The organism is Kitasatospora arboriphila, from assembly GCF_039528095.1.
In the GTDB taxonomy this organism is placed as follows: domain Bacteria; phylum Actinomycetota; class Actinomycetes; order Streptomycetales; family Streptomycetaceae; genus Kitasatospora; species Kitasatospora arboriphila.
Window position 1 is genome coordinate 19,874 of sequence record NZ_BAAALD010000079.1, and the last position, 10,366, is coordinate 30,239.

General features: G+C 74.3%; 7 protein-coding genes. 5 read left to right on the forward strand and 2 right to left on the reverse strand.

Annotation, left to right across the window (positions count from 1 at the left end; genetic code table 11):
* Positions 1–2: 2 nt before the first annotated feature.
* Positions 3–2,144 carry an N-6 DNA methylase gene (locus ABD353_RS30025; protein ID WP_344626829.1) on the reverse strand — a complete coding sequence of 714 codons (2,142 nt, stop codon included), beginning with the start codon at positions 2,142–2,144 and terminating at the stop codon, positions 3–5.
* Positions 2,145–2,376: 232 nt separating this feature from the next.
* Here ABD353_RS30025 and ABD353_RS30030 point away from each other — a divergent pair, with 232 nt between their 5' ends.
* The 4 genes from ABD353_RS30030 to ABD353_RS30045 all read left to right on the forward strand — a co-directional run bounded on the left by ABD353_RS30030 (position 2,377) and on the right by ABD353_RS30045 (position 4,479).
* On the forward strand, positions 2,377–2,964 hold the full coding sequence (locus ABD353_RS30030; protein WP_344626830.1) for a DUF4352 domain-containing protein: 588 nt from the start codon (positions 2,377–2,379) through the stop codon (positions 2,962–2,964).
* A gap of 224 nt (positions 2,965–3,188) precedes the next feature.
* Positions 3,189–3,602, forward strand: a complete 414-nt coding sequence (locus ABD353_RS30035; protein ID WP_344626831.1) for a hypothetical protein — start codon at positions 3,189–3,191, stop codon at positions 3,600–3,602.
* A gap of 65 nt (positions 3,603–3,667) precedes the next feature.
* Positions 3,668–4,066, forward strand: a complete 399-nt coding sequence (locus tag ABD353_RS30040; RefSeq protein ID WP_344626832.1) for a hypothetical protein — start codon at positions 3,668–3,670, stop codon at positions 4,064–4,066.
* Positions 4,063–4,479, forward strand: a complete 417-nt coding sequence (locus ABD353_RS30045; RefSeq protein WP_344626833.1) for a hypothetical protein — start codon at positions 4,063–4,065, stop codon at positions 4,477–4,479. The genes ABD353_RS30040 and ABD353_RS30045 overlap by 4 nt, the downstream gene beginning before the upstream one ends.
* 51 nt (positions 4,480–4,530) lie before the next feature.
* On the opposite strand, the gene mfd is transcribed toward ABD353_RS30045, so the two are convergent.
* On the reverse strand, positions 4,531–8,145 hold the full coding sequence (gene mfd, locus ABD353_RS30050) for a transcription-repair coupling factor (protein ID WP_344626834.1): 3,615 nt from the start codon (positions 8,143–8,145) through the stop codon (positions 4,531–4,533).
* 645 nt (positions 8,146–8,790) lie between these two features.
* On the opposite strand from mfd, the gene ABD353_RS30055 reads away from it, so the two are divergent.
* Positions 8,791–10,366: hypothetical protein (locus ABD353_RS30055; protein WP_344626835.1), on the forward strand; the 1,576-nt coding region annotated here is incomplete at its 3' end.

Here is a 10,366-nt window from a genome sequence, read left to right on the forward strand (position 1 = left end):
CGCTACCGCTCCGTCAGACCGCCTGCGGCCAGGCCGTCGGTGAGCCCCTGGGCGAGGCTGCGGCCGAGGGCGGTGGCCCGGTCGAGGGCGGCCTCGAAGTCGGCGATCCGGCGGAAGGCCGCGCCGAGTGCGCGCTGGCGCTCGGGCGGGACCCTCGGCAGCTCCACCCGGCGGACGTCCAACCGGGTGGTGGTGGAGGCGTAGCTGCTGGCCCGGCGGGCGCTGCCGGTGGCCCGCAGCACGCCCGCCAGGAAGTCCGGGTCGAGCTGGGCCGGGTCGGGGCGCAGCAGGTGCAGGCGGGGCCCGAGGGCGACGCCGTCCAGCGGGTCGCCGGCCCGCACCACCCGGGCGGTGCCGCCGCCGAGGGCGGGGACGAGGACGTCGCCGGGGCGGGTGGTGAGCGGGGTGCCGCCGGCCGGCGCGGTGGCGGTGGGGGCGGCGCCGGTGAGCAGGTCCTGGTCGGTGAGGACGGGGATGCCGGGCGGGCCGTCGCCGGACGCGGCCGGCAGCACGCCCTGGCCGCTGGAGTGCACCTCCAGGGCGCCGGCACGGGCGAGTTCGCCGACGGTCACCAGCGGCGCGGCGGCGGGTGACGGGGTGTCGGAGACGGCGGGCAGGGCGGGGGCCGGGTCGGCCGGGCCGGCCAGCAGCTCCGCGAGCCGGGCCTGCAGGTGGTGCAGGGCGGCCGCGCCGCCGTCCGGGGCCGCGGCGGGCAGGTGGCGGGCCGGCGAGAGGTCGGTCTCGTCGTCGAGCAGGTCGAGGGCGGGCGCCGCGCTGTGGACACCGGGCCGGTCGGCGGGCAGCGGTGCGCCGGTGCGGGCGGCGGCGTCGAAGGCCCGCCAGGTGTCGAGGACGGTGCGGTGCAGGGCGGGCCAGTCGACCCGGTCGCGGCCGCCCTCGGCGGCGGGGTGGGCCGCGGCGGCGTCGAGCAGCAGGACGCGGCGGAAGTCGTCGCCCGGGCGGGGGCCGCGCAGCAGCCACAGGTGCAGCGGGACGCCGTACGGCGGGGCGGTGCCGGCGGGCAGGGCGACGACGGCGCGCAGCGCGCCGGAGCGGACGAGTTCGGCGCGGATCCGGCGGCCGGCCCGGCGGGAGGCGACGGTGGGCGGCAGCAGCAGGGCGGCGAGTCCGCCGGGGCGGGTGTGCGCGAGGCAGTGCAGTACCCAGGCGAGTTCGGACTCGCCGCGCGGCGGGACGAGCCCGCCGGGCCAGCGGGAGTCGTACTGGAGCTCGTCGTGGCCCCAGTCGCGCTCGTTGTAGGGCGGCTGGCAGAGCACGGCGTCGGCGGCGAGGCCGGGGTGGGCGTCGGCCCGGAGCGAGTCGCCGGGGCGGAGGTCGAGGGCGAGCGGGCCCGGCGTGCCGGGCGGGGTGTGGAGGGCGAGCCGCAGCAGGGCGAGGGCGGTGTGCACCGGGTCGAGGTCCTGGCCGCGGCGGTCGGCGCCGGGGCCGGCGGCGAGCAGCAGGGCGCCGAGTCCGCAGGCCGGGTCGAGGACGGTGTGCGGGGTGCCGCCCGCGTCGAGGGGACCGTCCGGGGCGGCCGGGGCGGCCAGCTCGGCCAGCAGCGCGGCGGCCTCGGGCGGGGTGGCGGTGCTCGGCCGGGCGGCGGCCTCGCCGTGCCGGGCGAGCAGGTGCTCGTACGCGCCGGTGGGGCCGTGCTCGGCGGCGAGCCGTTCGAGCATCCGGACGAGGTCGAGGTAGGTGGCGCCGGCCAGCCGGGGCAGGGCGAGGAGGGCGGCGCCGTCCGGGCCGAGCGCGGTCTGCGCGGTGTGCTGCAGCAGGCGGGGCAGTGCGGTGGCGAGCCGGGTGTCGGGCTCCTCGCGCAGGGCCTGCCAGCCGGCGGGGTCGCGGTGCAGTTGCAGCAGCAGGGCGCCGGCGGCGATCAGGGGCGCGGCCGGGTGGCCGTCCGGGTCGCGGAGGGTCTCCAGCTGCTGCCGGACGCGTTCCAGCAGGGGCAGTTCGGCGATCTTGCCCTGGCTGCGGAGCCAGTGCTCCACCTCGTCGAGGCGGAAGGTCGGGCTGGTGTCGGTGCCGCCGGCGGGCTGCGGGAAGTCGGGGTGGCGGCGGCGCCAGTTGCTCACGGCGGCCCGTCCGACCCCGGCCAGGCGGGCGATCTCGACGGCGGTCACCTCGGGACGGTCCGGCATCGGGGCTCCTCGGTCGGGCGGCGGGCGGGGCCGGAGGAGGCGGTGCTGCCGTCCACGGCGCGCGTGTGACCGCCCAGCATAGCCATGCGCGAACCCGCCATCGTTCACACGTGAACAGAGGCGTTTCATGAATCACCGTTGACAGCGTTCACAGCTCATGGTGTGATCCGGTCATCGCCGAAACGGCCCGCAGCCGCGGCGAATCAACCAGCCACCGTTGGGAGTTCACGCCATGAACCGCAGCACCGCCCGCCGCTCCGCCGCCGCCCTGCTCGCCGCCTCGCTGGTCGCGCTGGGCGCCACCGCCTGCAACACCGGCGACTCCTCGGTCTCCACCGAGGCCAAGAAGCCCGCCGCCGGCGCACCGGCCTCCGCCGGCGGCGCCGCCAAGCCCGCCGCCGCGGCGCCCGCCAAGGTCGGCGACACCATCGCGCTCAAGGGCTTCGAGAAGACCACCACCGCCGACGTCACGGTGGTCAAGGTGGTCGACAACGCCGAGGGCGAGGACGAGTTCAGCAAGCCCGCCGACGGCAAGCGCTTCGTCTCCGTCCAGTTCCGGATCAAGCCCACCGGCAAGGCCTACAGCGACGCCCCCGCCAACAGCGCCAAGCTGCTGGACGCCCAGGGCCAGTCCTTCACCACCAGCCTCTACGACACCAAGGCCGGCCAGGGCTTCTCCGGCTCGGTGAACATCGCCCCCGGCGAGAGCGGCCTCGGCTTCCTGACCTTCGAGGTGCCCAAGGACGCCGTCCTCGACAAGGTCCAGTTCACCCTGGACAGCGGCATGGCCGACCAGACCGGCCAGTGGAAGCTCGCCTGACCGGGTCACATCCCGGTCCTGATCCTGCGACAGTTCGCGACGAGGCACCGCTCCGGCCTCGCGTTGTCACCCCGCCCCGTCAGGATCGGGACCGCATGTGCCGTCGCCGGCGGCACGGCGGCAAAGGGGGAACTGTGAACGACATCCACGTCCGCACCGGGACACCGCGGGATTCGGCGGCCGCCGACCGGGCCCCGGCGGAGCGGTGAGGCATCGCCTCCCGCATGGCGAGCCGTCACGCACCGCCGTTCCGGGCCCGAGCCCGCGGCCCCCTTCTGCTGATGCTCGCGGGCTGGGCCTGCACCGTCCCCGCGTTCACGTCGGACAGCGCCGTACGGGCCGTGGTCTCCCGGTGCCACGACAGCCCGGGAGCCCCGTGGTACGTGCTGCCGCTGGCCTGGACGGCACTCGCCGCGGGCGCCACCGCCGCCCTCTGGGGCGGATGGCTGCTGGCGGTGGTCTTCCGTGCCCGTTCCCACCCGGTGGGTGCCGGGCACGCCCTGCTCTGCGCGATGCTGCCGCTGGCCGTGGCCGGCGTGCTGTTCCAGGCGGAGGGCGTCCGCACGGCCGACCTGCGGACCGGCCACCAGGACAGCGCCTGCTCCGGTCTCGGGCGACCGGCTCCGCCGGCCCTGTGACGGAGCCGAAGGCCAGGGTCCTGAAGGTGCGCGACGTTCCCGTCGCACCGGACGGGGGCCGACCCATGACGCACACCGCAACCGCCGAGCGCTGCCGAAGGTGGAACCGCCTGGCGGTCCTGCTCACCGCCTCCGTCCTGCTGGGGCTCGCCTGCTCGCTCTGCGCCAAGGCCGCGGACGGCCGGTTCGTGACGGCGCCACTGGCGGCGTGCCTCGACAGCCCCGGGCTGCCCGCTGCCGCGCTGGCTGCCGCCTGGGCCGGGGTGGTGCTCGGCGGCGGCGCCCTCGCCGTCATCCCGGTCCTGCTGCGGACGGGCACCCGGGGTCTGCCGGGCGAACAGCCCCTGCTGGTACCGCTGCTGCAGACGATGGTCACCGTCGGGGTGCTGTGCCTCGCCGCCGAGGCGATGACGCTGCACGCTCTCCTCCCCCACATCGGCCCGCACCACGCGAGGTGCCTGTGACCGCGGCCGCCCGCACCGGCCGCCTTGCCGACCGCCGGTACGGACAGCGGCGCGCGCTGCACACGGTCCTCGTCCTCGTGGCGGCCGGGCTCGTCTGCTCCCTGCACCTCGCCGCCCAGCGCATCGGCCACCGCGCGGTGGCGGCGTGCGACCCCGACCCTGGAATCCTCGTCACGGCCCGGGTCGTCGGCCTGGCCGGCCTGCTGGCGGGCGCCGCCGCCCTCGCACTGTGCCACCACCTGGTGGCGGCCGGGAGGTTGCCGGAGGCAGCACGGAGCCGACGCGCGGCGATCGGGCTGCGGGTACTGCTCGGCCTCGCCGCGGTGTGCGTCGCGGTCGAGGTGGTACAGCTCCACCTGGCCGCTCCGCACTTCCTCTCGCGACCGCCGCTCGGCCCGTGCGACCTGCCGTGATCGCGGACGGACCGGCCCGCCGGGGCCGGCCGGTCCGTCCGCGGCGGGGCGTCAGCGCTTCGCGCCCGCCAGGTCGTCGAACATGGTGGTGAGGAACTCCGTGCTCCAGGCGAGGAGTTCACGGCCGAGCAGCGGCTTGCCGCCGATCCGGCCGCCGCTCACCGGCCGCGGCACCAGCAGCTGCGAGGTGGTCGCCTTGATCTGGGTGCGCGGGTAGAGCCGGTTCAGCCGCAGCTGCTGCGATTCGCGCAGTTCCACCGGTCCGAAGCGGACGAAGTTGCCCTGCAGGGTGATGTCGGCGATGCCGCACCGCCGGGAGTACAACCTGAGGCCCGCCACCATCAGCAGGTTCTCCACCGGCTCCGGCAGCTTGCCGTAGCGGTCGGTGAGCTCCTCCCGGACGTGGACGATGTCCTCCTCCGAGTTGACCGCCGCGATCGAGCGGTAGGCCTGCAGCCGCAGGCGCTCGCCGGGGGCGTAGTCGTGCGGCACGTGGGCGTCGACCGGCAGCTCGATCTTCACCTCCAGCGGCTCCTCCTCCGGCTCGCCGCCGCTCTCCAGCGACTCCCGGAACTCCGCCACCGCCTCGCCGACCATCCGCATGTAGAGGTCGAAGCCGACCCCGGCGATGTGGCCGGACTGCTCGCCGCCGAGCAGGTTGCCGGCGCCGCGGATCTCCAGGTCCTTCATGGCGACGTACATGCCGGCGCCCATCTCGGTGTGCTGGGCGATGGTGGCGAGCCGCTCGTGGGCGGTCTCGGTGAGCGGCTTCTCCGGCGGGTACAGCATGTAGGCGTAGCCGCGCTCCCGGCCGCGGCCGACGCGGCCGCGCAGCTGGTGCAGCTGGGAGAGGCCGAAGGTGTCGCCGCGCTCCACGATCAGGGTGTTGGCGTTGGAGATGTCGATGCCGGACTCGACGATCGTCGTCGACACCAGGACGTCGAACTCCTTCTCCCAGAAGTCGACGACGACCTTCTCCAGCTGGGTCTCGCCCATCTGTCCGTGCGCGGTGGCGACCCGCGCCTCGGGGACGAGGTCCTTCAGCCGGGCGGCCGCCTTGTCGATCGACTCGACCCGGTTGTGGATGTAGAACACCTGGCCCTCGCGCAGGAGTTCACGGCGGACGGCGGCGGCGATCTGCTTCTCGTCGTACGGGCCGACGAAGGTCAGCACGGGGTGCCGCTCCTCCGGCGGGGTGGTGATGGTGGACATCTCGCGGATGCCGGTGACGGCCATCTCCAGGGTGCGCGGGATCGGCGTCGCCGACATGGTCAGCACGTCGACGTTGGCCCGGAGCTTCTTCAGCTGCTCCTTGTGCTCGACGCCGAAGCGCTGCTCCTCGTCGACGATGACCAGGCCGAGGTCCTTGAAGCGGGTCTCCGAGGAGAACAGCCGGTGGGTGCCGATGACCACGTCCACCGAGCCCTCGAAGAGGCCCTCCAGGACGGCCTTCGCCTCGCTGTCGGTCTGGAACCGGGAGAGCGCCTTCACGTTCACCGGGAAGTTGGCGTACCGCTCGGCGAAGGTCGAGAAGTGCTGCTGGACGAGCAGGGTGGTCGGCACCAGCACCGCGACCTGCTTGCCGTCCTGCACCGCCTTGAAGGCCGCGCGCACCGCGATCTCGGTCTTGCCGTAGCCGACGTCGCCGCAGATCAGCCGGTCCATCGGGACGGACTTCTCCATGTCGGCCTTGACCTCGCCGATGGTGGTCAGCTGGTCCGGGGTCTCCGCGTACGGGAAGGCGTCCTCCAGTTCGCGCTGCCACGGGGTGTCCGGGCCGAAGGCGTGGCCGGGGGCCGCCATCCGGGCCGAGTACAGCTTGATCAGGTCGGCGGCGATCTCCCTGACCGCCTTCTTGGCGCGCTGCTTGGTCTTCGCCCAGTCCGCGCCGCCGAGCCGGTGCAGGGTCGGTGCCTCGCCGCCGACGTACTTGGTGACCTGGTCGAGCTGGTCGGACGGCACGAACAGCCGGTCGCCGGGGTGGCCGCGCTTGGCGGGCGCGTACTCCAGCACCAGGTACTCGCGGGTGGCGCCCTGCACGGTGCGCTGCACCATCTCCACGTACTTGCCGACGCCGTGCTGCTCGTGCACCACGAAGTCGCCGGCGGTCAGCGCGAGCGGGTCGATGGCGTTGCGGCGCCGGGACGGCATCCGGCGCATGTCCTTGGTGGAGGAGCGCTGCCCGGACAGGTCGGTCTCGGTGACGACGGTGAGCTTCAGCGCCTCGTCGACGAAGCCGTGCTCGATCGAGCCGCAGGAGACGTACACGACGTCGCGGGTCGGCGCCTCGGCGAGGTCGGCGACCAGCCGGGCCGGGATGCCCTCGCCGGAGAGCACCTCGGCGAGCCGGGAGGCCGGGCCGTGGCCCTCCGTCACCATGACGACCCGCCAGTCGGCGTTCAGCCGCTCCTTGGCGTCGGCGATGGCCCGGGCGGTGTCGCCGCGGTACGCCTCGACGGCGTGCATCCCCAGCGTCAGGGTGTCCGCGTCGAACTCGAGGATGCCGCTGACCGTGGAGTCGCTGGTGGCGAACGGGCTGACCGACCACCACGGCAGCCCGATCTCCGCGGCGTGCTCGCGGACGTCCGCCAGCGACCACAGCGAGGCCGCCGAGACGTCGATCTCCTCGACGTCGATCGGCCGGTCGCCGCCGGAGGCCGCGGCCACCCAGGACGCCTGCAGGAACTCGTGGCTGGTCGCGACCAGGTCGGCCGCCCGGGTGCGGACCCGCTCCGGGTCGCAGACCACCGCGATCGAGCCCTTGGGCAGCACGTCCAGCAGCAGTTCCATGTCGTCCACCAGGACGGGCGCGAGCGACTCCATGCCCTCGACCGCGATGCCCTCGGCGATCTTGTCCAGGATCTCCACCAGCCCCGGTTGCCGGACGGCCAGCTCGGCGGCCCGTGCCCGCACCTCGTCGGTCAGCAGCAGCTCACGGCAGGGCGGGGCCCACAGCCCGTGCTCGGCGATCTCCAGCGAGCGCTGGTCGGCCACCTTGAAGTAGCGGATCTCCTCGACGTCGTCGCCCCAGAACTCCACCCGCAGCGGGTGTTCCTCGGTCGGCGGGAAGACGTCCAGGATGCCGCCGCGCACCGCGAACTCGCCGCGCTTCTCGACCAGTTCCACCCGGGCGTAGGCGGCCGCGGCCAGCCGGTGCGCGACGGCGTCCAGGTCGTGCTGCTCGCCGCGCTGCAGCGCCACCGGCTCCAGCTCGGCCAGCCCCTTCACCTGCGGCTGCAGCACCGAGCGGACGGGTGCCACGATCACCTGCACCGGCCCGGCCGCCGCGTCGTCGGCCCGCGGGTGGACGATCCGGCGCAGCACCGCGAGGCGCCGGCCGACGGTGTCCGAGCGCGGGGAGAGCCGCTCGTGCGGCAGGGTCTCCCAGGCCGGGAACTCGGCGACGGCGTCGGCGGGCAGCAGCGAGCGCAGGCTGGCCGCGAGGTCCTCGGCCTCCCGGCCGGTGGCGGTGACGGCGAGCACCGGGCGGCCGCTCTCGCCGGCCTTCGCGGCCAGCGAGCGGGCCAGCGCGGCGACGGCGAACGGCCGCGCGGCCGACGGTCCGACGAGGTCGAGGTGCTGCCTGTGGCCCGTGGCCGCCGCTTCGATCGCCTCGGCGAGGGCGGCGTCCCGAACGACGACATCGAGCAGTCCGGACAGGCTCATGCTTGTTGGCTCCACGGCTGGAGGGCCCGGCGCCGAGCGGTCGGCCGGGCAACGCGAACGGCCCGGCACGCGGAACGCCCCGGGGGTGTCCAGCCTACGCCGCGCCGCCCCCGGACACCCCGTGCACCGGGCGGGGCGGACGGCACACAGCAGGGCAGAACGTCAAGAACTCGACATACTCCTGTCACTGCCCGTCCATGGACGCCGCGCAGGATGGTTCACGTGCCCGCCGCACCCAACCGTGGGGGATGGCTGCAGCGGCGCCGTCGCAGCCCGATGGGGGTCGGGAGTGCGAAGGCCGGACGGCCCTGGGTGGGGGCGGCCGGCAGATGTGGAGGCCCGGGCGGCCCCTTCGCGGGGGCGCCCGGGCCTCGCCCTTTCCCGTGGTGCGCGCCCTGCCCTTCCGGGCCCGGTACGCGTCCCTTCCTGCCCCGGCCCGCCCGGAGAGGCGCACGGCAATGTTCCGAATGCTCCCTTTGCGCCCCTTTTTTCACGATATGCGCATGACAGCAGGGGGAACCCTCCCGGCGTCGGCAGGGCGGCCCTACTCCCGGAGCGAGCCCCCCAGGTCTCCGGTGACGGCACGGCGTCCGGCCGGCCCCCTCCGCACGCAACCCACCCGAACATGCGAACAGGAGCCAAGCCATGGCCGGCGACCTGAACATCCACGAACTCGCCGTGATGGACGCCCGTGAGGCGCCCCCGGCACCCCCCGACCCGCAGACCGCCCTCCCCGAGGCGACCCCGGTGCTGCACCGCTACGGCCGCGTCAACGTCGTCCAGCCCACGGGCGGGAGCAACGGCGCCACCGAGGTCCCGGACGACGAGCTGCCGCTGATGACCCAGGTGGAGGCACTGGGCGTCAAGGCGCTGAGACTGCGCGAGACCCCGACCTATCGCGCGGTGAAGCGGGCCCGCCCGCGCGACGGCGAGCTCTGGACCTCTCTCGGGTCCTGCACCACCGTCGTCCCCACCCCCGAGGTCGACCTCGGCGCCCCCGGCTTCGCCGGTGCCCCGGCACCCGCCCCCACCAGCTCCTACCTGGAGGGCAGCGTCGCCGTCGGCATCGTGATCGTCGAGGGGCCGACGGCCGACCTGCAGTTCACCGAGGCCGAGCGCACCAAGGTGGTGGCCGAGGTCCAGAACGGCCTCAGCTGGTACTCGACCACCAACCCGGCCGCCGGGATCACCTTCACCTACGACATCCAGATCGTGCGGATCGACACCGCGGCCGACCCGGGCGCCGCCGACCTGGAGGCGCTGTGGCGCGACCCCGCCATGGGGGCGCTCGGCTACAGCGCCGACTGGAACGGCGTGGTGTCCTACGTCAACGACATCCGCAACCGCTTCGGCACGCGGTGGACCTACTGCGGCTTCTTCACCAAGTACCCGCTGGTGCACTTCGCGTACGCGTCCATCGGCGGTCCGCGGATCGTCATGAACTACGCAAACGACGGCTGGGGCCCGGACAACATCGACCGGGTGTTCGCCCACGAGACCGGGCACATCTTCGGCTGCCCCGACGAGTACGCCGCCAGCGGGTGCGACTGCGGCGGCAGCTGGGGCCGGTTCGGCACCCCCAACAGCAACTGCGAGAACTGCGCGGCGGACGGCGTCGACTGCCTCATGCGGGCCAACACCTTCGCGCTCTGCCCGCGGACGCCGAGCCACCTCGGCTGGGCCACCAACGTGGCGGGCAACCCCGCGCTGCTCCAGGGCCGGTTCGGCCTCAACGGCAACTTCGAGCTCACCGTGCCCTCGGCCTACGACGGCATCGACTTCCTGTGGCGCAACAACGACGACCCGAACCTGCCCTGGGGCGAGCCGACCCAGTTCGGCCAGGAGCTGGGCCGGGTCGACGCCCTCACCATGATCCAGAGCAACTACGGGTCCCCGGGCAACCTCGAACTCATCGCCCGCGTCCGCGACACCCTGCAGTTCTTCTGGCGCGACTCCGGACCCGCCTTCCACTGGAACGGCCCCTACCAGATCGCCACCGGCGCCGCCGGCAACCCCGCCCTCATCCAGAGCCGCTTCGGCCACCAGGGCAACTTCGAACTCGTCTACCCCGCGGCCGGCGGCGGCATCGGCTTCATGTGGCGCAACAACGACGACCCCGCCATGCCCTGGAGCGCACCCTTCACCTTCGCCCAGGACCTCGGCCAGGTCGACGCCCTCACCATGATCCAGAGTAACTTCGGGTCCCCGGGCAACCTCGAAC

Bases quoted from the DNA above. Each gene is read 5' to 3' on its own strand.
- ABD353_RS30025 (WP_344626829.1), bottom strand. From the start codon at position 2,144: ATGCCGGACCGTCCCGAGGTGACCGCCGTCGAGATCGCCCGCCTGGCC.
- ABD353_RS30030 (WP_344626830.1), top strand. From the start codon at position 2,377: ATGAACCGCAGCACCGCCCGCCGCTCCGCCGCCGCCCTGCTCGCCGCC.
- ABD353_RS30035 (WP_344626831.1), top strand. From the start codon at position 3,189: ATGGCGAGCCGTCACGCACCGCCGTTCCGGGCCCGAGCCCGCGGCCCC.
- ABD353_RS30040 (WP_344626832.1), top strand. From the start codon at position 3,668: ATGACGCACACCGCAACCGCCGAGCGCTGCCGAAGGTGGAACCGCCTG.
- mfd (WP_344626834.1), bottom strand. From the start codon at position 8,145: ATGAGCCTGTCCGGACTGCTCGATGTCGTCGTTCGGGACGCCGCCCTC.